18 protein-coding genes and 1 pseudogene are annotated in these 20,751 nt (G+C 61.1%); 15 read left to right on the forward strand and 4 right to left on the reverse strand.

Features of this window, described 5'->3' with window-relative positions:
* Window positions 1-12 precede the first annotated feature (12 nt).
* Together CH305_RS00850 and CH305_RS00855 are read left to right on the forward strand one after the other, a co-directional pair.
* A complete protein-coding gene (locus tag CH305_RS00850; protein WP_179278135.1) occupies window positions 13-867 on the forward strand; it encodes an SDR family oxidoreductase in 855 nt (284 codons plus the stop codon).
* 32 nt (window positions 868-899) lie between these two features.
* Window positions 900-1,880: a nitronate monooxygenase family protein gene (locus CH305_RS00855; protein ID WP_094702108.1), complete on the forward strand. Its 981-nt coding sequence runs from the start codon at window positions 900-902 to the stop codon at window positions 1,878-1,880.
* Window positions 1,881-1,902: 22 nt separating this feature from the next.
* Here CH305_RS00855 and CH305_RS00860 read toward each other — a convergent pair whose 3' ends face one another.
* The gene (locus CH305_RS00860) at window positions 1,903-2,550 is read right to left on the reverse strand and encodes a carboxymuconolactone decarboxylase family protein (protein ID WP_094702110.1); all 648 of its coding nucleotides are present in this window, start codon (window positions 2,548-2,550) and stop codon (window positions 1,903-1,905) included.
* Window positions 2,551-2,707: 157 nt separating this feature from the next.
* Between CH305_RS00860 and CH305_RS00865 the strand changes: the two genes are divergently transcribed.
* The 4 genes from CH305_RS00865 to CH305_RS00880 all read left to right on the forward strand — a co-directional run bounded on the left by CH305_RS00865 (window position 2,708) and on the right by CH305_RS00880 (window position 5,741).
* Window positions 2,708-3,598, forward strand: coding sequence for an enoyl-CoA hydratase-related protein (locus CH305_RS00865; protein ID WP_256983428.1), 891 nt, complete (start codon window positions 2,708-2,710; stop codon window positions 3,596-3,598).
* A 57-nt stretch (window positions 3,599-3,655) separates the two neighbouring features.
* Window positions 3,656-4,162: a nuclear transport factor 2 family protein gene (locus CH305_RS00870; RefSeq protein WP_094702112.1), complete on the forward strand. Its 507-nt coding sequence runs from the start codon at window positions 3,656-3,658 to the stop codon at window positions 4,160-4,162.
* Between the two features lie 2 nt (window positions 4,163-4,164).
* Window positions 4,165-4,941, forward strand: coding sequence for an enoyl-CoA hydratase-related protein (locus CH305_RS00875; protein ID WP_094702114.1), 777 nt, complete (start codon window positions 4,165-4,167; stop codon window positions 4,939-4,941).
* 128 nt (window positions 4,942-5,069) lie between these two features.
* Window positions 5,070-5,741: a TetR/AcrR family transcriptional regulator gene (locus CH305_RS00880; RefSeq protein WP_179278136.1), complete on the forward strand. Its 672-nt coding sequence runs from the start codon at window positions 5,070-5,072 to the stop codon at window positions 5,739-5,741.
* Between the two features lie 27 nt (window positions 5,742-5,768).
* Here CH305_RS00880 and CH305_RS00885 read toward each other — a convergent pair whose 3' ends face one another.
* Window positions 5,769-6,635 (reverse strand): crotonase/enoyl-CoA hydratase family protein, encoded by an 867-nt coding sequence (locus CH305_RS00885; protein WP_094702118.1) that lies wholly within the window; start codon window positions 6,633-6,635, stop codon window positions 5,769-5,771.
* Window positions 6,636-7,285: 650 nt separating this feature from the next.
* On the opposite strand from CH305_RS00885, the gene CH305_RS00890 reads away from it, so the two are divergent.
* From CH305_RS00890 to CH305_RS00930, 8 genes are all read left to right on the forward strand, one after another.
* Window positions 7,286-8,287 (forward strand): substrate-binding domain-containing protein, encoded by a 1,002-nt coding sequence (locus CH305_RS00890; RefSeq protein WP_094702120.1) that lies wholly within the window; start codon window positions 7,286-7,288, stop codon window positions 8,285-8,287.
* Complete coding sequence (locus CH305_RS00895; RefSeq protein WP_143545220.1) at window positions 8,284-9,780, forward strand: ATP-binding cassette domain-containing protein; 1,497 nt, start codon at window positions 8,284-8,286, stop codon at window positions 9,778-9,780. The genes CH305_RS00890 and CH305_RS00895 overlap by 4 nt, the downstream gene beginning before the upstream one ends.
* Before the next feature lie 10 nt (window positions 9,781-9,790).
* Window positions 9,791-10,819, forward strand: coding sequence for an ABC transporter permease (locus CH305_RS00900; protein ID WP_179278138.1), 1,029 nt, complete (start codon window positions 9,791-9,793; stop codon window positions 10,817-10,819).
* A gap of 115 nt (window positions 10,820-10,934) precedes the next feature.
* A complete protein-coding gene (locus CH305_RS00905; protein ID WP_094702126.1) occupies window positions 10,935-11,729 on the forward strand; it encodes an MBL fold metallo-hydrolase in 795 nt (264 codons plus the stop codon).
* A gap of 399 nt (window positions 11,730-12,128) precedes the next feature.
* Entirely contained in the window at window positions 12,129-13,079 is a 951-nt protein-coding gene (locus CH305_RS00910; protein ID WP_094702129.1) for an aldo/keto reductase family oxidoreductase, read from the forward strand.
* Between the two features lie 108 nt (window positions 13,080-13,187).
* A complete protein-coding gene (locus tag CH305_RS00915; protein WP_037189126.1) occupies window positions 13,188-13,958 on the forward strand; it encodes an SDR family NAD(P)-dependent oxidoreductase in 771 nt (256 codons plus the stop codon).
* Between the two features lie 93 nt (window positions 13,959-14,051).
* Complete coding sequence (locus CH305_RS00920) at window positions 14,052-14,693, forward strand: NAD(P)H-binding protein (protein ID WP_037189125.1); 642 nt, start codon at window positions 14,052-14,054, stop codon at window positions 14,691-14,693.
* Between the two features lie 619 nt (window positions 14,694-15,312).
* Window positions 15,313-16,422 carry a diguanylate cyclase gene (locus tag CH305_RS00930; RefSeq protein WP_037189124.1) on the forward strand — a complete coding sequence of 370 codons (1,110 nt, stop codon included), beginning with the start codon at window positions 15,313-15,315 and terminating at the stop codon, window positions 16,420-16,422.
* 989 nt (window positions 16,423-17,411) lie between these two features.
* On the opposite strand, the gene CH305_RS00935 is transcribed toward CH305_RS00930, so the two are convergent.
* Window positions 17,412-17,723, reverse strand: a complete 312-nt coding sequence (locus tag CH305_RS00935) for a putative quinol monooxygenase (RefSeq protein ID WP_037189122.1) — start codon at window positions 17,721-17,723, stop codon at window positions 17,412-17,414.
* 108 nt (window positions 17,724-17,831) lie between these two features.
* Here CH305_RS00935 and CH305_RS00940 point away from each other — a divergent pair, with 108 nt between their 5' ends.
* Complete coding sequence (locus CH305_RS00940) at window positions 17,832-18,773, forward strand: GlxA family transcriptional regulator (RefSeq protein WP_037189121.1); 942 nt, start codon at window positions 17,832-17,834, stop codon at window positions 18,771-18,773.
* Between the two features lie 739 nt (window positions 18,774-19,512).
* Here CH305_RS00940 and CH305_RS29310 read toward each other — a convergent pair.
* Window positions 19,513-20,748 (reverse strand): annotated as a pseudogene (locus tag CH305_RS29310) (penicillin-binding transpeptidase domain-containing protein); the annotation flags it as partial.
* Between the last annotated feature and the right edge of the window lie 3 nt (window positions 20,749-20,751).

Genomic DNA, 20,751 nt, shown 5'->3' on the forward strand with positions numbered 1-20,751 from the left:
GGTGAGGAACGCATGAACATGACCGGGGCGTCGTTGAACAGCGAATCCGTCGTCGTCATCACTGGTGCCGCGACCGGGATTGGGCGAGCGATGACGCTATCGTTCGTCGCTCGTGGAGCTCGAGTAATTGTCGCCGACATCGACGAAGCGGCTGCCGACGGACTCGTCACCGAAGTGTCCGAGCTCGGCGGAACAGCCTTCGCCGCAAGAGTCGACGTCAGCAATGCAGATTCGGTCGACCTTCTCGCAGATTCGGTCTTCTCTCGGCACGGTCGTGTCGATGTTCTGTGCAACAACGCTGGAGTGTCGATGCGGCCCCACCGCGCATCCTGGAACGCGTCGATCAGAGACTTTGCGTGGGCGATGGAGGTGAACTATTTCGGCCTCGTGCACGGGATAGTGAGCTTCGTGCCCAGAATGCGCGAGCAGCCCGGCCACAAACACCTGGTCAACACATCGTCTGTGACTGCGCTCGACATCGCTCCTGGGCACGCGCCCTACGCGGCCTCCAAAGCCGCAGTCACCGCACTGTCCGACGCATTGCGATACGAACTCGAGGACCATGGCGACGACTTCGGCGTTACCGTGCTGTATCCAGGCCTCGTCCCTACTTCGATCGCGACCAGTGAACGCCTCCGGCCCGCCTCCGATAGATCAGCGGTTCGCAATATCGTGGCCTATGAGCCCGAACGAGCCGCGACGCTCACGTACAACCTGCCCGTAGCAGCAGAGACACTCGGCGAACTCGCCGTCGAGGCCGTGTTGTCAGGCCAGAACGCAGTGCTCACCCACGGCTACCCCGACGCCGAGATCGAGGCGCGCTTGAAAGACCTCCGAAACGGAGCGTCGGACCGGACGCTTCAGTAACTCACTCGCCACCTCAGCAAGGAAGAACCCCGATGATCTCCACCCGATTCACGCAAGAGTTCGATATCGAACATCCGATAGTGTGCGGCGGGATGACCGGAGCGGGACGAGCTGTCTTGATCGCCGCCGTCGCCAATGCCGGTGCGCTGGGATTTCTTTCGGCACTGACGCAACCGACGCCCGCTGCCTTGGACGAAGAAATTCGACGAACGAAGGCCTTGACGGAAAGGCCGTTCGGCGTAAATCTGACAATACTCCCCACGATCGCACCCGTTCCTTACGACGAGTATCGCCAGGTCATCATCGACAACGGAATCTCGATTGTCGAAACAGCCGGCTCGAGCCCGAAGGACCACCTACCGTCACTCAAGTCCGCCGGTATCAAAGTAATTCACAAGACCGTCGCCGTGCGGCACTCGATCTCCGCGCAGAAACTCGGCGTCGACGCGTTATCCGTGGACGGGTTCGAGTGTGCAGGTCACCCCGGCGAGGACGACGTATCCAGTCTTGTACTCATTCCGGCCGTCGCGGCACGCACAGACCTACCGATCATCGCTTCGGGCGGATTCGCCACCGGCGCAGGCCTCGTCGCGGCTCTCGCGCTCGGCGCGGATGCAATCAATATGGGAACCCGCTTCGTCGCGACTGCGGAAGCTCCTGTGCATCGCAACGTCAAAGATCGGATCGTGGCCAATACCGAACGCGATACCAATCTGATATTTCGTAAATTCCGTAACACCGCGCGAGTTGCCAAGAACGCAGTATCTGACGAGATCCTCGACGTCGAGAAGCGAGAAGGAACGACATTCGAGGACATCGCAGCGCTGGCGTCGGGTGCTCGGGGGCGTCAGAACGTTCTCGCTGAAGGCCGGATGGATGACGGACTGTGGTGGGTCGGACAAAGCCAGGCGTTGGTCACCGACATTCTGACCTGCGCGGATGTCGTGAAGCAGATCATCAACGACGCCGAAGAATTGATCGACCGCCGATTGACGGGCCTCGTCGCTTACTAGCGTCGAGTAGGCGATGCACGCCCTACTCGACGCCGATGAAACTCGGAGATTCGGCACCGAGCCTCAGCGCGTGATCAATAGCTGCACGTCCTGCACCCATCCTGACAGCATTTCGTAGATGCATCCGCATCCCTGGTAGGTATCTATGTGCTGTCGCTGCATCCGACGCCATGCTGATGAGTTCTTTCGTGATGTTCGGAACCAACTGTGCCCGGAACGGTAGTCCGCAATAGGTAATGAATCCCTCGAACGCTTCGGGAGACATCCGGAGCAGGGACTCCAAGAAGCCTGGAATCTCCTCCTGCATGGTAGTCCAGTACTTCGTGCCACCGATATGTTTGTCCCACAAATGTTGCCGCTGCTCGTCCAGGGGTGGCCAACCACCCTCCGGGCACACCGCCGATGCCAGGGCACGAGAACTCTCGAAGAATGCATGGACTCCGACGCTGGATTGCAGCGTAACGATCTCGTGCAGCTGGTCGAATGTCGCTCCCGCCGCAACTGCACGTTCCGCCCATCTCCTGCTTCCGAGGGTGTCGAGGGACGAGGAGGTGGCGCGCAGTGCGAATTGGATCAACGCAACTTGGATTTCGGTCAGACCGTCCCCGTCGGGAACCCCTTTCAACAGCCGTGCCGCTTGCGTGTCGACCTGTTGCTGACTGACTGTCACGACTCTCCTCGTCGGTCGAAAAACGTTGTCGAGCCGAGCTTATCGACCTCACTGAAGTGTTGGCAACACAAGTGTTGACGGCGTGATACCGGCTGCCTAGTGTGACGAGTACAGAAGCGGCGTCTCGAACCGGACACGTCTCGAATCAAGGAGCCACATGCCCGAACATCCGGCAATGCCCGACTACGTCAACATCCGGGTCGAGCACGATTCACCTGTGTCCTGGATCGTGCTGAATCGACCGGACAAGGCCAATGCACTGTCCAACGAACTGCTCGACGAGTTCTCCGACGCACTTGCGCGGCTGAAACATTCGGGCGAACCGGTGATCGCCATCCGGGGAGAGGGTAAAGGCTTCAGCGCCGGATACGACCTTGGACAAGTCGCGCCGACCACGGCCGCGGACCCCGTGGCCGACCGCACCCGTTTGCAGAGGAATATCGATCGGTATCTCGCCATCTGGGACCACCCCAAGCCGGTTATCGCAGCAATTCACGGATACTGCGTCGCCGGAGCAACGCAGCTGGCCACCTTCACCGATATCACCATCGTTACCGAGAACGCGAAGATCGCCGAAGTCACCATTCCGATCGGGGCCGGTTACGTCTCGCCCGTCTGGGCAACTCTCGTCGGACCGAAACGGGCCAAGGAATTTGCGTTCGTTCCGGGCAACAGCATCGATGGACGAACCGCAGTCGAGTGGGGCTGGGCGAATCACGCCGTCCCGGAAAGCGAACTGATAGCACGCGTGGCCTCGCTCGCACGAAGAATCGCTCAGGTGCCGCCCAGCCTGTTGACCATCAAGAAGGTTTCGATCAATCGCGCGATGGAGGCGATGGGAACCCGTAATGCGCTGGGAGCCATAGCCGATGCGGACGCATTGGCCCACATGACCCCAGAGGTAGCAGCCTTACGTGCCCGCATCGCCGAAGAAGGCCTGAAGTCGGTGATCGAATCGTTCCGCGTCGCACCGACTTCCAATCTTTCAGCACCGACCCGGGCTATTCCTTTCACAGGCAACGGTACCGTTGACGAGCTGTCAACATGACCGTAGACTGACATGAACCGTGGAACCGGATCGACACCTGAGAATGAATGGAGCGTCATGACTTCGGTCAACGAAGACAACATTATGGAAGTCGTACAGCGTCTTGTCGACGAAAGGGATATCGAACGAGTTCTTTTCCAGTATGCGTTTCATCTCGACGCAGCCGACCCCCAGTCGATGCTCCCCCTCTTCGTCGAGGACCTGTACGTTGCTTACGGCCCCTCCCACGGTGCCACCGGCGCAGAAAGCTACCTCGATGTGCTTTCGAACGATAAGACTGGAATCGCCGCATTCTTCGCAGGCACGAGTCATCACGTCAGCAACATCGTGATCGACTTCGTGAACAAGGACACTGCGACAGTGCGGTCGGTTCTCTACGCGTGGCACAAGTACTACCGAGATCGTCCGGACGGGATCGTGTACGCCCAGTACCACGACGAGTTCACCCGGACCGACGAGGGCTGGAAGATCTCACGTCGCGAACAGAAGACTGCCGGAACCGAGGATTACCACGCGAAGGCCCACGCGCTCGTCCCGACACCACGTACACAGAAGACGAGCTGACCGTGTCCGACGAACTTCTTTACGAGGTCCGGGACCACGTCGCCTACCTCACCTTGAACCGTCCGAAGGTCCTCAACGCAATCTCGGCCGAAGTCGACGAGGAGTTGGCAAATAGATGGGACGAGATCGAGGACGACCCAGATATCTGGGCTGCCGTGCTCGGAGCAACCGGCGAACGAGCATTTTGCGCAGGTGCCGACATCAGCGGCGGTACCACTGCGAGCCCATCCCGGCGTGCACTCGGAGGCGGCCTGACCGGCGTGGGAGGACCGCTTCGAGTACTGAACAAGCCCCTGATTGCGACTGTCCAAGGCTACGTCCTCGGCGGCGGGTTCGAGCTTGCCATGTGCGCCGACATCATCGTCGCCGCAGACAACACCCAATTCGGCCTTCCGGAGGTCAAAGCCGGAATTATCGGCGAATCCGGCGTTGTTCATCGGGCAATTCGCCATCTCCCGCATCGCATCGCCATGGCACTGATCTTGACCGGTGACCGTATGGGGGCGCAAGACGCCTTGACGCACGGCTTGGTCAACGAAGTGGTCCCGTTCGAGGACCTGGATGCGGCCGGGGCGAGATGGGCGGAGAAGCTCACCACCGCGTCGCCGTTGGCTCAACAGGCGGCCAAACACGCCGTCCTTTCCCGGGCCTCGTACCCGTTGGAAGTGGCACTGTCGACCAAGTTCGAACTGATCGAGGCCTACGCCGCATCGTCCGACGTCCTCGAGGGCCGGAAAGCGTTCGAGGAGAAGCGCAAGCCACAGTGGGCGGGGAAGTGACGCCGTGAGCCCCTCGCATGCACGGCGCGAGCGAGGCCGGTCAACAGTGGCCTCTCGTAGCGGAATTTATCGAACCTATACTGGCTGAACCATCCGAGAAGCGACGGTCACGAAGGCGAGGCAGGGCTGTGGCGAAGTCACCAGTCAGCGGAATTGCAAAACGGCGTAAGAGCGCGCTGACCGAAAATTCGGCCGACTATTCTGCAAAGCGAGCTGGGCTCCTCAGGGTCGCCGCAGAAGTGTTTCGCGAAAAAGGTTATGCCGCCGCATCATTGAATGACGTTGCGGCGGCATACGGCACCGACCGAGCTTCGCTCTACTACTATGTCGGCAGCAAAGAAGAACTGTTCCAGGAGTGCATCACGAGCACCGTGGTGACCAACTTGTCACGAGCTGACGAGATCGTGGCCAAGAAGCTGCGCCCGCGGGAGACGCTCGAAGCTCTCATTGCGATGCTGCTTGCATCTCAGGTGGAGCACTACCCCTACATGTACGTCTATATGCAGGAAGACTGGGGCCGGGTGTCATCGCTCGACTCGAAGTGGGCCCAGGAGATGGTGGACAACACCCACAAGATCGAGAAGTATTTCCTGGACGCCATTGCACTCGGGGTTGCAGACGGTACGTTTCGACCCGATCTGTCGAACACGTTGATAGCAAACAGTATTTTCGGCATGACCCAATGGACGCATCGGTGGTTCGTGCCCGGCAAGAGCCGGTATTCGGCAGAGGATCTCTCACGCGTGTTCGCGGCAATATTCTTCGACGGAATTATGGCGGAAGGCGCAGCCGAGGACTGACAAAGCAGCGAGTGCGCGAGAGTCCGTTCACCCGAGGTCGGGTACGTCTGCGGCCGTACCCGAAAACCTCGGTTTCCGTTTTTCCAGGAATGCGGCAACGCCTTCCTTTCCGTCACCCATCGAGGCGTGCCACATCGCCAAACTTTCCCGTCGATGCGCCTCCACGGGATGCGCCGACCCCGAACCGGAATAGACCAGTCGACGAGACAGTGCGATGGCTGAAGACGAACGCCCGACGACGAATTTTCGGGCCAGCTCGATTGCCGCAGAAAGCAATTCCTCGGGTGGATGCACCGATCTGAGGAGCCGACCCGCCAACGCCTGGTCGGCATCGAGAATATCCGCCGAGTAAATCCACTCGAGCGCTGTTTGCAGGCCGACAATCCTCGGCAGGAAGTAGGAAGACGTGGCTTCGGGAACGATGCCGAGTCGACCGAACACGAAGCCGACCTTTGCATTCGTGGACGCCATGCGGATGTCCATCGCAAGAGTCATCGTCGCGCCTATACCGACGGCTGCACCGTTGATCGCAGCAATGACGGGCTTGTCGCAGGAATGGATGGCTAGTGCGACTTTCCCGCCGGTGTCCCGAACTCCGGACTGAAACGGCTCTTCGGTCAGCCGCTCGCGCATGTCCGACACCGTCGGATTCAGCGACTCGTCCAACCCGAAGACATTTCCCTCGACAGCCAGGTCCATGCCGGCACAGAACGCTCGACCAGCACCGGTCACCACTACCGCACGCACCGTGGGGTCGATGCTCACCTGCTGGAATGCGCGTTCCAATTCTTCGGCCATCGTCACCGAGAATGCATTTAGATATTCAGGCCTCGTCAGGGTAAGAACAAGAATGCCGACGTCGTCCACGGACCAGTCGAGCGTCTGGAATTTCATCGTTCTCCTCGATTGCAAACCTTCTTGTAAAGCCAGTCCGACAGGTGCCCGACACTGCCGATGGCATTTACACCCTTACATGTCATCTGATCGCACGCCGGCTTTCACTTGCAGGGCACGCGAAAATTACTCCACGACATCGACAGCCATCGTCGCACCTGCGCATCCGTCTGTCAACAGTAGCGTTGCCAGGCGGCAATACCTCACCCTTTCTTCGAACGCTTTCGACCGCCTGGACGATAGCCGGCATCTATAAGCGTGATTCAAGATCGGTAATGGACGCAAGAACCTCAGAGCGAATTACCAGTTGTGCATCGATGTGACACATGCAACACTATCGATGTTGCTGAGTCGGCAATCAAAAAGCATTCGATGTGTCGTCCAGGCAGCCGTCACGGCACGCGTTTCTGGACTGTTTCACATACGGGGACATTCCTTGCTCTCCACGGCACCTGCCGTCTCCACCATTTTTCGTCTCCGGTGTTTCTCTCCGGACCCATTTCACGAAAGAAGCATCTGTGAAAATCAAATGGATCGCGCCTATCCTCGGCCTACTTCTGTTGACCACCGCGTGCGACTCACAGGCAGCGTCACAAGACCGGACCTCGACGCAGGACTTAACGTCCTTTCAAACGGTCGTCGACGACGCGATGGCACCGGTGACAGCATGGGCAGGCCCGACCGAAACACCGACACCACCGACCGACATCTCGATAGCAGTAGTGGTCTGTTCCGGGTCCGTGTCGGGGTGTGTGCGACAGGCAGACGGGGTGACACAAGCCGGTGAAGCCCTGGGGTGGACAGTTACTCGGTTCGACGGCAAGGGCGATCCGGTCGGACAGAACCAGGCGATGACCCAAGCTATCAATAGTGGCGTCGACGCCATCATCCTCGCCGCGACAGATCCCGTTCCGCTGAGTGGCGCAATCGAACTCGCTGCCTCTCGGGGAATTCCGGTTGGAGCCGCAGGTCTCGGCATTGCCGCGACCGATGGCGTGTTGTTCGACGTCGCTCCGGACTACACGTTGTGGGGTGACCAGCTCGGATCGTGGATTGTCACGGACTCCGGCGGTACGGCGAACTTCTTGCCGACCGTCGACCGAGAGTTTCCAAGTTCCCCGGCGATCGCCGATGCGATGGTCGCAGCAGTAGACCGCTGTGACGAGTGCGTAGTCCAAGACACGCAACAGTTTGTCGTGACCGACATCGGGAACGGCCTCGGCCAGCGAATTTCCAGCGCACTGCAGGCCGAGCCGAGCATCGACTACGTCAGCGGAGCGTTCGATTCGGCAGCAGCCGACATGGTGCCCGCAATGGGCAACTCGGGCCTCTCCGATCGTGTCACACTCGTGTCTTGCGTCGGCGCACCGCAGAACCTCGGGTTCATTCGCGACGGCAACATCCAGGCGGCCGATGTCGTTCAGGACGACGTCTTCCTCGGTTACGGTGCGGTGGATCAGATGATCCGGGTCCTGTCGGGTCAGCCCCTCTGGGAAACATCCGGGGTCACCGATGATCGTTTGCGATACAGCCAGGGCGCGCCATCGCGCCTTCTGACGATCGACAATGTCGACGAGGTCACCGACCAATACTGGGTCGCCGAGAACGGTTACGTCGACCGCTACCTCGAACTGTGGGGTGTCACGCCGTGACCACCCCCGTGCGATTGGCCGTACGAAACCTCACTGTCTCCTACGGTCAACACGAGGTAGTACACGGCATCGACTTCGATGTAGAGCGCGGTTCGATCGTGTCTCTGCTTGGCGCAAACGGGTCGGGAAAATCCACCACGGTCAAAGCACTGACCGGAGTCAATCCACTGCATGCGAAGTCGCAGGTCACGTTCAACGACAACCCCATTCGCGCCAAAGACCTCACCCCCGTCGCCGCCCGGAAAATCGGAATCCGGGTTGTTCACCAAGAGTCACCACTCATCGCAAACATGACGGTTGCCGAGATGACCGCGCTGCACACGGGGTTTCCCCTCGTGGGCGCAACGTTTGTCCAGAGGAGGGCATTGACGCGAAAGACCGAGGGCATACTCCGCGAATTCGACGTCGCGGTCCACCCGAACACGCTCTGTGCGGACTTGACGGCGGGCGAACGGGCGTTGGTTTCACTGGTGATTTCGATGGCCGGCATCTCTCCCGAACGCGCACTATTGGTACTGGACGAAACGACTGCTCCGTTGTCCACTCGCGAGGCCGCGCGACTACTCGATCGAGTCAGAGGCGTCGCCGACCGGGGATTGTCAGTATTGATGGTCACCCATCGCCTGCCCGAGGTACGCGAATACAGCGACAGAACGATTGTGCTCCGAGACGGCCATCTCGTCAGCAACATCGGTGCCGACGAATTCTCGGAGCCCGACGTGATCCACGCGATGGTCGGCGGCGCGGGCCACAGCGCTTCCTCGCACGAACACGACCGCAGTCGCGGTCGCGGTCGTCCCGCGCTGGTCGTGGAGAATCTGGCCGGAAACGTCAGCCGTGAGCTGTCCTTGGCAGTCGGCACCGGGGAAATTCTTGGTGTTACGGGGCGATCGGGCGAAGGAGCCTCCGAGCTGCTTCGTCTCATAGGCGGGGTCGAGTCCACACACGTAGGAACAACAAAGATAGACGGTAATGACGCACCGATCACCGGTGCACGGGACGCCATCAAGGCCGGGATTTTCTACCTTTCCCTCGACCGACTCAACGAAGGCGGCATCGCGCTGATGACGGTGCACGACAACGTCGTACTCCCCCGAGTGGAACGTTACGGTGCCAATCGGCGCCGAGCCGCGTCCGACGTCGACCGGATGATTCGCGAACTCGACATCCGTCCGGCCGACCCAACCGTTCCGTACGCAAGCCTGAGCGGCGGCAACCAGCAGAAGGTACTCCTCGCCAGGTGGCTCCTTCTGGAGCCGCGGATATTGCTTCTCGACGATCCCGCGGTGGGCGTCGACCCGAATACTCGCGAGATCATTTTCGACACCTTGCGCGAACTGGCCGCCCGCGGGACCACCGTCATCATCCGCTCGAGTGAGCCGGAACATCTCGTTCGTCTGTGCGACCGCGTCATCGTCGTCAACGGCGGGCGCATCGTCGAAGAACTAACTGATCTCAATCTGGAGGACATCAGCCGTGCAACCTACGCATAGTGACAACGCCGTGGCGGAGAAATCCGAGGACGCGGACGTTCACACCCCCGGCTCGTCGTCGCCGCCAACCTGGAAAGTCTCTACGCTGTTTCAGAACCACAGCATCTTGGCGCTGATCATCGGACTCACGGCGTTGTTCTCGATCCTGCTTCCCAGGACCTTCCCCACCACTGCCAATCTGCAGGGGCTCGCGTTGGGCCAGGCCGTGAGTGCGCTTCTGGCACTGTCGGTTCTGCTGGTTCTCGTCGTCGGCGAATTTGATCTGTCGGTCGGATATACTTTGGGGCTGTCGGCGGTACTCACGGCGAAGCTCGCCGGTGAGTCCGGGCTTCCGGTGCCGTTGACCGTGACGATTGCCTTGCTCGCCGGTGCATTCGTCGGATTGGCTTCTGGATTGCTGGTGGCTCGCTTGCGTGTCGTCTCGCTCATTGCGACACTGGGCGTCGGCTTGGCTGTCAGCGGTGTCACGGTGGGAGTCAGTGGGGGTATGACACTCTCGCAAAACATTCCCTCGGTTTTCCGAACCTTCGTTCAGACCGAGATCCTCGGAGTGGGTTCTGCAGTGTGGATTGTCGCGCTGATCGCACTGGTCATGTACATAGTTCTGACGAAGACACCGTTTGGGAGCAAGGTTTACGCGGTTGGCGGTTCCGAGCAGGTTGCTCGGATGGTCGGTATACGCGTTCGACTCATCAAGTGCGTGATGTTCAGTGCAGCAGGTGCATTGGCAGCCCTCGCCGGAATAATGCAGCTCGGATTGGCAGGCGCGGCGAACCCCAGCTTCGGAGCGAACCTGCTCCTACCTGCCTTCGCGGCAACCTTTTTGGGTGCCACCACCGTTCGTCCCGGATTCTTCAATGTCGCTGGAACGATGCTGGCCGTCGTCCTTCTGGCCGTCGGATTTTCCGGACTGAGCCTGCTCGGGGCACCATTCTGGTTCCAACCGGTTTTCCAAGGCGCAGCATTGGTAATCGGTGTTGTTCTGTCACAGTCGATTTCGAAGTCCGGACGTAAGTCTCGAGCCAAACAGCCTGCATAGGTCCAGACCGACACGGAACGGGTCTCCCACCGCGCGCGGCACCGGCCGTGTTCGCGTCCGGGAGACCCGTCGCGCGTATGTAGTCCAGCGTCAGGCCCGAGCGAAAGAGACCGCTATGAAAGTCGGCACCCACGATATAGTGCCCATCATCGATGGCACCGCACACGAACCGATCGGTAACGCGGTCACCCATCCCGACGGCAAAATCTGGGATTGCGTCGAGCATCCCACCGACGAGACCGGTCGCATCCGTCTGGACATCGGCTCGTTCCTGATTCGAATCAGAGACCGTGTCGTCCTGATCGACGCCGGAGGTGGAGTTCATTCCGGCGAAGACACCACAACTGGAAGCATGCTCGACAATCTTCGAGACGCTGGAGTCGAGCCGTCCGACGTGACGGACGTCTGTTTCACGCACATGCACTGGGATCACATCGGCTGGTCTACCGTCGAAGGCCGAATCACGTTCCCGAATGCGACCTTTCGCCTGCACCAGGACGATTGGACGTACTTCATGACCGGTACCACTTCGGACCCCCGGATACGCGAAATCATTGCACCCATCGAGGACCACGTCGAACCGTTCTCCGTTGAACACGAGATCATTCCCGGCCTGATCGCCAGGCCGGCACCGGGGCATACACCGGGCAGCACCATTTACATCGTTCACGACGGCAAAGAACGTGCCCTTCTCCTCGGCGACACCCTCCACACTGTCGGCGAACTCACCGAGCCCGAATGGATCGGCATGTGGGATGTCGACCCCATCGCAGCGGGAATCATGCGCAACCGCATCGCCGACGAGCTCGCCTCCACCGGCGATCCATTCGCTCCCGCACATTTTCCTGAACTCGCCTTCGGCCGCCTGGCTACTCTCGACGGACTCCGTCGATTCACCTGGGCGCAGTGAGCAGCACCGGATTATCGAGTATCAGATCTGATCGTCGACCCATCCAAGAACTCGTGCGACGGTGAGGTGTGTGGGTGAGGCCGTGATTCCGCGCTCAGCCCCAATCCACCGAGACGTCTCTGTGGTCGAGGGACGTCGAACTGACACTGGACTCCCACATTTATGGCTCTCCGCCGGCAGCTCACCGCCGCCGGTGGCCCGGGGTGCCCTGTCAGGGTATTCCACCCTGCCTGCCGATCGTCCTACGGTGGAAAGCGAAGCCGGCGTAGGCGAACGTGCTTCTCGTCGCGGTGGCGTTTGCGAACACGAGATGGCATGCCAGCAGGCTCAACCGTCCGCAGATCCTTCCCCAACGAGGCGACGCGGCGGATCACCCTTGACGAGACCTTCGGAGGATTTATGCGTACCGTCCGGTTCGGATCGACCGATATCCAGGTGTCCAACATCGTCGCTGGCATGATGCGGATTGCGGGTAGTACCGATGAGGAGATCCGGCGGCTGTACAGGACGGCTCGCGAGGCGGGGATCGACTTCTTCGACCACGCCGATCTGTATGGTTTCAACCACCCCGGCGGTGGTCCGCACCTGTGCGAGCGCCGGTTCGCCGAGGCTTTACAGCTGAGCTCGTCGGAGCGCGAGCAGATCACTTTGCAATCCAAGACCAGTATCGTCGCCGATCCGTGGGGATACGACCAGTCCTACGACCACATCGTGACCTCGGCAGAGAAATCCCTGCAAGCCTTAGGCACCGACTACCTAGATGTGTTGCTGTTGCACCGTCCCGACGCGCTGGTCGAGCCGGAGGAGGTTGCCCGTGCGTTCGATCACCTGGAATCCACCGGGAAGGTTCGCGCGTTCGGAGTTTCCAACCACACACCGCGGCAGATCGACCTCCTCGAGACTGCGGTAACGCAGCGACTCGTCGCAAACCAGGTGCAGCTGTCTTTGACGCACTCCACAATCATTGCTCAGGGCCTGTCTGCGAACATGGCCGGGCAAGCGGACTCCGTGACCCGCGACGGCGGCGGCATCGTCGACTACTGCCGGATCAAAAAAATCACCCTTCAGGCGTGGTCACCCTTTCAAAAGGGCTTTCAGGATGGTGTGTTTCTCGGCTCCGAGGACTATCCCGAGCTGAACGCCGAACTCGACCGGCTCGCAAAGAAGTACGGTGTCACCCCGATTGCGATCGCGACAGCCTGGATCACCCGCCACCCCGCCGGGATCCAGGTCGTCCTTGGAACGACCACGCCGCAACGGGTGTCCGACGCCGCGGCGGGGTCGGACATAGCACTGACTCGCGGAGAGTGGTACGGACTGATTCAGGCTGCCGGCCACAACGTGCCCTGACCACCCCGCGCGACCCCTGAGGCGGCCGAGCAGCCACGGCTACCCGGGGGCCTCTCACTCACCTACAGCGGGTCCGAAGATCTACCCCGGAAACACGAAAGGTCAATCATGCCAGTCACTTTCGACTTCACGAACAAGAACGTATTCATCACCGGGGCCGGAAGCGGCATCGGTCGAGCCACGGCGGAAGCCTTCGCAGCCGCGGGTGCCGACGTCGCCGTCACCGACACCACAAAAAAGCCTCTACATGAGACCGCTGAGCTCGTCGAAGCGCACGGCCGACGCGTGCACATCGCCATCTGCGACGTCACCGACAGCAAGAGTGTCGAGGACGCGGTGAAGTCCTCTGTCGACGCTCTCGGTCCGATCGACATCGGGGTGAACAATGCCGGCATCGAGCAACCGCCGAAGCCCCTTGCCGAGATCGGCGATGAGGAATGGGACCGTCTCATCGCGGTCGACCTGCGTGGGGTGTTCGTCTCCATGAAGCATGAAATCCTCGCCATGACAGAACGAGGCGGCTCGATCGTCAACATTTCTTCAGGTGCCGGGGTTATCGGCATCAAAGGCCAGTCCGCCTACGCGGCTGCGAAGCACGGCATCCTCGGTATGACAAAGTCGGCGGCCCTCGATTACGCGGCGCAGGGCATCCAGATCAACGCGATCTGCCCCGGCATCATCGAGACTCCAATGATGGGCCGGTTCTCTGGTGACACACCGGAGGGGCGAGCGCGGGTCATCGCTCAGGAGCCAATCGGGCGCATGGGCACCCCTGAAGAGATCGCCTCAGCCGTCCTGTGGCTCTGCTCAGATCTCGGGGGTTTCACGATCGGCCATTCCCTGGTCGTGGACGGTGGCCAGACCATCGGCATCAGCTAGCACCCGTATCCGCCGGCCGTCCCGAGTGTGACCTGGCCCGTGGTGTGGCTTGCCAGTCACGCATCGACTTCGCCCGTTCAGAAGGAGTAACCCATGAAGAACGTCGTCATCATCGGAGCGAACGGCCGGTCTGCACGAGAGATCATCTCTCGCCTGGCCCAGCAGAAAGACGTTGCCCTCACGCTGTTCCTGCGCCGGCCGCATCGCCTCGACGGCATCGCGACGGACACCATGACGCTGGTGGAAGGTGACGCACACGACCGGGACGCGCTCCGTGCGGCGATGATCGACCAGGACATCGTGATCGTCGCCCTCGGCGGCGAAGACCTTGATACCACCACGGCCGCAGTGGTCGACGCTGCGGAGGAGGCCGGCGTTCGACGAATCGTCACTATCAACGCGGGAGGCATCTACGACGAGCTGCCGGAGCCCTTCAACACCTGGGACTACCAGCGCGCCGGGGCGACCCGCCCCAGGAACCGGAAGTCCGCGGATGTCGTCGAGCAGTCATCGCTGGCCCACACCATCCTCCGCCCGGTCTGGCTGACGGACGAGACGGTGACGGATGTGGAACTCACACGGAAAGGCGAACCCTACAAGGGCACCGAGACCTCTCGCGCGAGCCTCGGGAACTTCATCGCGGGCATCGTCGCCGACCCCGATTCCCACGTCGGCGAGAATCTGGGAATTACGCAGCCGGACACCGACGGGGACAGGCCGGCGGCGTACCGCTGACTCCTCTTGCTCGGCTTCGATCATTTCGTGTCGCAAACAGCTCGCCGAGCCCGGCAATGTGGTGATCTATGGCGCTCGGCGACCTCGAGGCAATGACGCAGTGGTCGAAGACTACCCAGGACGGCGGGGTATCGACCTGGGTATAGCTGAATCACCCTGGACGCCAGTTTAATCCAATCGACGTCGGCACACACACCGGGCGCACTCAGCTTGGTGTCGTCGGAATTTCCCGGAGCGACTACCGCCGCACGAGCTGACCGGTGCCGAAATCGAGGACTTCGTTCAACGCTTCGCAATTGCAGCGGCGGTGTGCGAGACCGACCAGGTTGACGGTGCTCAGATTCACGGCGGCTTGGTCTCCACCAGCGACACAGGTGCACTCGTGTCCGGCAGTATAGGCGCGGGTGGTGGCAGAGGTAGCGGAACGAGCATGCGACGTTGTACCGCTCCAATGCATCCGGACATAGCACCGAGCACCAAAAGGATCGACGCCTGCCATTCGAGCTGTTTTTAACGGCGCAATCTGTCAACATGTGTGTTTACAGATGCGAAAGGTGCGATTCTGCTAGGTTGTCGTTGCACAGCTTGCGGGGGCTCGCATTCTCGACCAGAGGTTCTCATGATCGCCGTACTTGCCCGCTTCACGGCATCACTACGGTCGTGGGCACTAACTTCAGATCGACCTGTCGGTCGGCTAGGCCTCGACGAACTCCCCGCGGGGCGGGCGAAGCTGACACAGTACCTTGCAGGTGTCGCGACGCTCATCATCGGAATTATCGGGTTCGTCAGCGCACCATCGGAGGAGTACACAGGCCTCGGCGTCCCCGTGGTGGTCCTGATCAGCCTCACGACACTCCCAATTGCCGCGCGGTGGTTCGTCGGTTCTTGGCCCAGCCCCAAAACATTAGTTGCATTCGTCATCTACGCCGACATAACTATTACAGTCTGCCTACTCCTGAAACAGGACTTATTGACGGCAATTGGTGGGACGGTTCTGTTCGCAGTAGTCACCACGTTCGCAGTCATTGCTGTTTCGCCAATGGCTTGCTGGACTCACATAGCGTCTTCGGTAGTCGTTCTGGGCATCATCGCGGTTAGGGCTGCACTGAACGATGCAGCTAGCTGGTGGGTGGTTGTGGCGCATACGCTGACCATGCTGCTGATGTTCTCAGCACCGTTGGTTCTCATAGTGTACGTCGGCGAACTTCGGTCCCGAGCGCGCGATTCCTTGGTGGACCCCTTGACTGGCCTGAGGAATCGTCGAGGGCTGTTCGCTGCGATCGAAGCGATCATCATCACAACGTCGACAAACCGACAGATGGCGATCTGTGCAGTGGTCATAGACGTCGACGGCATGAAGGGCGTAAACGATAATTTCGGTCACCACACCGGCGACGCGGTATTACTGGATCTGGCCGAACATCTACGCGCATCGATGGTGAAGGAATGGGTGGTCGCCCGCCTCGGCGGTGACGAGTTCGCGTGCGTGACGATCGCAGATCTGGGCAAAGCCGAACGTCGAGTCGCAGACCTGGTGACAGCGCTGACCAGCGCTCAGATAATTTCTGGTGTAACTGTCAGCGTGGGGTCGGCGATCAGCGAGGTACGCACCGATAGCTCTGAACAGGAAATACTGCTTCTGCTCAGAACTGCCGACGCCGAGATGTACCGTGCGAAAAAGGCCAGGAAAAACGCGCTGCTCCACCCTAAATGCGACCCGGCTGACTAGCCAACGGTGCCCGCCTGAACGATTACTTGCCGAGTGACGAAGCGCAATGCGATTCGGTCGATCCACCCAACCCGTCTACCTTTTGGGAAGAGGGATGCCAGGCCGCATCTGTACGTCGCAACGCTGGCTTGCTCGGCAAATGGCGCGGGGTTCTTGAACCAAAATGACCTAACCGCAGGCCGTCGACGAGCTCTTCTACGTCTGCCGAGTATGACGGTTCGATCCGATGGCCAGGGTCCGCCACCCGACTCCAGCCTGGTTATTGCGAGCTTCGCTGTGATCGCGCTCGGTGAAAGTTGCCAGACCCGATCTTCGACAGTGCACACCAGTGTGTTCCGCTGAGGTGCGTTGACAAAGTCCAACCCCCTATCGCAGAGAAGTGGTGGTTGCGAACTCTCGGCCGATCTGCCCGCCGGACAAGCGCAATCAAGCTCACCAGTTCCGCAGTTTGCGCGGTGACCTCGTCAATGAAACGTCTTCGACGACGACGGGACCGGCGAGGAGGAGGGCGCGGTGAGCTAAAGGAATGGAGCTTGCTCGGCTTCGACGCCGCCGCAAGCGCCGGTGAAACGGTCGGTACTGGTCGGTCGTCGTCGGTCACCACCGGATGGCGGCGTCCCCCACGCTCGGCGTTTGCGCAGGTCAGCGGCTCGTTCGCCCAGTGGGCGCATCAAGCGATAGACGCAAAGCCGACGTGATTAGGTCGTCGGTTCGATTCCGACAGGCGGCTCCGGCGAACAGCCCCTGACCTGCGGAAACGCAGGGCAGGGGCGGTTCGGTTCTGGTGGTCGCGCGATGCGCTGGCCTCACGGCTCTGCCCGACACCGACGTCGCTCTCCTCTGCGACGGAACCCTCGCCGGCTGAGCGCTCGCGGCCGGCATCCTGTCCGTGTGCCGATAGGCCTCGCACCGCTCGGCAACGCAGCGTGGCGTTGCGTCGCGACCTGGCGACGGCTCGGCGGGGCGCGATCGTCTCGTGCGTTGGCGGACTACGGGAGCTTGGACGCGAGGACGTCGGCCGCCAGGATCTCGGGTGCTGCGCCGAGGAGGTGCTGGTTGGCCATCAGGGCTGCGACGATGGCGCCGTTGGCGTGGGCGTCGCGAGCGGCCTCGTCGGGGAATGCATCGAAGATCCAGAAGGTGTCGGCGTGGGTCCTGACCGCGAACCAGACAATCGTTCCTACTTCTTCGTTGGCGAGCGCGACAGCGCCGGCGAGCAGATCGGCGAGCGCGTCCTGCTGTCCATCGGCCGCGACGATCTTGGCGACGAAGGCATACGGAAGTGATGCGGGTGTGGACATGAGGGGTTCTCCTAGGTGTCGAGGTTTCTTGGTGAAGCGAGTTCAGCGTATGACGAGCAAGGGCATGTGAGAAGTGGCGTATACGGCAGTATTGCTATTGTTCGCGCCATGCGTATCGGACTGATCGCGATCGACGGCTGCTTCGGTTCGGCTGTCGCGTCGGTCATCGACATCGTGCGGGTGGCCGACGGAGCCCGCGGCGATGTCGACCCGCGGATCGACCCGATCGAACTCGCCATACTCGGACCGAAACGGAGAGTGACCACGACGGCATCGATGACCCTGTCGGTGGACCACCCGCTGTCGGAGTCCGCAGAGTTCGACGTGGTCGTCGTCCCTGCGCTTGGAACCCTCACGGCCGCCGCTACCAACGACGCCCTCCAGAGCCGAGATGCTCGTTCGGTCATCGCCTCGCTCGGGCGCCTCGACGACGCGACCACCCGGATCGCCGCGGCGTGCACCGGCGTGTTCGCTGTCGCCGAGACCGGACGGATGCATCATCGGCGGGCGACGACCAGCTGGTTCCTGGGGCCGGAGTTCCTGAAGCGCTATCCGACCGTCACCCTCGATCTCGACACCATGGTCGTGGTCGACGGGAACCTCGTCACCGCCGGCGCCGCGTTCGCCCACATCGACCTCGCGCTCTCACTCGTGCGATCGATCAGCCCCGACCTGGCCCAACATGTCGCCAAGCTCCTCATCATCGACGAGCGTCCGTCGCAGGCGGCCTTCGTCGCCTACGAACATCTCCGGCACGAGGACCCGATCGTCGTCGAGTTCGAACGCTTCGTGCGCGCCCGCCTGGACGAACCGTTCAACGTCGCCTCCGTCGCGCAGTCGCTCGGCACCAGCCGGCGCACCCTCGAACGACGAGTCCGTGCGGCGCTCAACCTCACTCCGCTCGGCTTCGTCCAACGGCTTCGCATCGAACGAGCTCGGCACCTCTCAGCAACCACGGACCTCACCTCCGCCGAGATCGCGCTACGGGTCGGCTACGCGAACGCCGAGACTCTGCGCTCCCTCCTGCGTAGGGAGCGACGCCGTTCCTGACCTATCGCCATGCCTGTAGCCGGTGTCCTAGTGCTCGACTGGAACCACCTCTCAGCACGTCGCGTCGACGCTCCTGCGTCGCCCCTGGACGACCCACTCGACACGCCCGCAGCACAGGCCATGTGACGTGTCCCGGCTTCCCGGACGGTCGGGGTTGGGTGGCTGTGATGTCGCTGCGTTCTCGTCGAGGGGGTCAGCAGACTCGATCAGGGTCGATTGGGATGAGACGCGAAGGCGGTCAGGTCAGGGCGGCCGAAGCCGGCCGGCGGGGTAGCGTCGGTCACGTCGAGGCCTTTCGGATGGATGGCGTAGGAACCTCCATCGTCGGGAGACCTCGACGTCTACCTGCGGACCGACGCGCCCGGCCGACCTACACCCTCATCTGGGAAGAGCCGTCAATGCCCGCTTCACAATTTGACCGAAAGCCCACCAGCTGCAGAGGTGGAAGACCCTGTCAGGGCACCCCGGCATCAGCGCTGAGCTCCTGGCCTAGGACCTGGATTTACGAACTGTCAGCAGAACTTAACCCGATGCCGCAGGGGCCACTTCGACCGAGCGTCGGCCTCCGAGGACATCGCTACGATGATCGAATTGATCGGAGATGGTAACCACAACGAGGTCGGGGAAGTCCCCCATTGTTCCCGATTCGTCAGTCCATGCGAAAACGGAATCAACGGAACCAAACTGTCCGCCATAACGAGGGAACGGCACAACACTTGGCGGCAAAGACCGAGGACAACTATTCGGCCAGACGGTTCTGCCACCGCGCCGTGCCGTCGACGTATCTAACGTCGGAAGTAGGCAAAGACACCGACGCGAACTCGGGAACAACTCGGTCCATGGCCTGAAACCAGGTCCGAGCAGGTTCGTTGCCGCCGAACAGATTTCCGGATTGGCACGTCCGAACCGGATACGAACAGAGCTGCCCTGGATTCGGGGAATCACCGTAGGTGTAAACGGCCCCAGCGAAACGGTTCGTAAATCCGAGGAATCCGGAAGACATGTTCGACTCCGTCGTTCCCGTCTTACCTGACATCGGCAGTGTCCATCCCACCGCATCCGCGGCGGCCGCCGCCGTACCTCCCGGTTGATCGTCCCTGCTCATCGCCACGGCCAGCGTGTCCGCCAAGCCTGGATCGACGACCTGCTCACACGCATCTCGAGGGATAGGAACAGGCACCCCGTCGCGGTCGTACAGAGCATCGATCGGATTCGGTGCGCACCACGCTCCACCGGAGGCCAAAGTCGCACCGACATTTGCCATTTCGAGCGGATTGATCCACACCGGTCCGAGGGTGAAGGATCCGAGATTCTGGTCCTTCTGGAAATCCGCCATGCTTTGCTCACCCCCGGACGACCCCGGCTCGTCGTACGACCGGAGACCGAGACGAACCGCCATGTCGACGGTTGGGGTGACACCGACCCGTGAAATGAGGTCTACGAAAGCAGTGTTCGGCGACTGTGCCAAAGCATCTGTCAGACTGAGACGCGGCGAAGTGGGTGCCGCGTTCTCCACACAATATGTCGAGGGCGGGCACCCCCGGGCACCTCCGTTTCCGAGGCCTTCCATCTCGACTCGTGGAGGATTGTTCAGCAACGACCGGATCCCGAGCCCCTCTTCCAGCCCGGCGGCCGCTGTGAAAATTTTGAACATCGATCCCCCGCCGTGACCCACCAAGGAATAGGGTTGTGGCTGCACAGTTTCATCCGATGCGCTGTCCAGTCCGTAAGTACGACTACTGGCCATGGCGAGAACCCGCCGATCGTCCCGACCCGGTTCGATCACGTTCATCACCGACGCCGCCCCATTCGCGCTCGGACTGGTGTTTGCCACTACCCCGGCCTTTACCGAGTCCTGGACCTCAGGATCGAGTGTTGTGCGAATAAGATACCCGCCGTTGGCTATATCCGTCCGACTGATCCCGGCATCCTCGAGGTAGTCCAACGCGTAGTCGCAGAAGAAACTGAACCGTCCCGG

This window comes from Rhodococcus sp. 15-649-2-2 (assembly GCF_002258645.1).
In the GTDB taxonomy this organism is placed as follows: Bacteria; Actinomycetota; Actinomycetes; order Mycobacteriales; family Mycobacteriaceae; genus Rhodococcoides.

Coding starts and splice junctions, on each gene's coding strand:
- CH305_RS00915 (WP_037189126.1), top strand. CDS start 13,188: ATGCCAGTCACTTTCGACTTCACGAACAAGAACGTATTCATCACCGGG.
- CH305_RS00870 (WP_094702112.1), top strand. CDS start 3,656: ATGACTTCGGTCAACGAAGACAACATTATGGAAGTCGTACAGCGTCTT.
- CH305_RS00920 (WP_037189125.1), top strand. CDS start 14,052: ATGAAGAACGTCGTCATCATCGGAGCGAACGGCCGGTCTGCACGAGAG.
- CH305_RS00905 (WP_094702126.1), top strand. CDS start 10,935: ATGAAAGTCGGCACCCACGATATAGTGCCCATCATCGATGGCACCGCA.
- CH305_RS00930 (WP_037189124.1), top strand. CDS start 15,313: ATGATCGCCGTACTTGCCCGCTTCACGGCATCACTACGGTCGTGGGCA.
- CH305_RS00940 (WP_037189121.1), top strand. CDS start 17,832: ATGCGTATCGGACTGATCGCGATCGACGGCTGCTTCGGTTCGGCTGTC.
- CH305_RS00890 (WP_094702120.1), top strand. CDS start 7,286: ATGGCACCGGTGACAGCATGGGCAGGCCCGACCGAAACACCGACACCA.
- CH305_RS00910 (WP_094702129.1), top strand. CDS start 12,129: ATGCGTACCGTCCGGTTCGGATCGACCGATATCCAGGTGTCCAACATC.
- CH305_RS00865 (WP_256983428.1), top strand. CDS start 2,708: ATGCCCGAACATCCGGCAATGCCCGACTACGTCAACATCCGGGTCGAG.
- CH305_RS00935 (WP_037189122.1), bottom strand. CDS start 17,723: ATGTCCACACCCGCATCACTTCCGTATGCCTTCGTCGCCAAGATCGTC.
- CH305_RS00855 (WP_094702108.1), top strand. CDS start 900: ATGATCTCCACCCGATTCACGCAAGAGTTCGATATCGAACATCCGATA.
- CH305_RS00885 (WP_094702118.1), bottom strand. CDS start 6,635: ATGAAATTCCAGACGCTCGACTGGTCCGTGGACGACGTCGGCATTCTT.
- CH305_RS00850 (WP_179278135.1), top strand. CDS start 13: ATGAACATGACCGGGGCGTCGTTGAACAGCGAATCCGTCGTCGTCATC.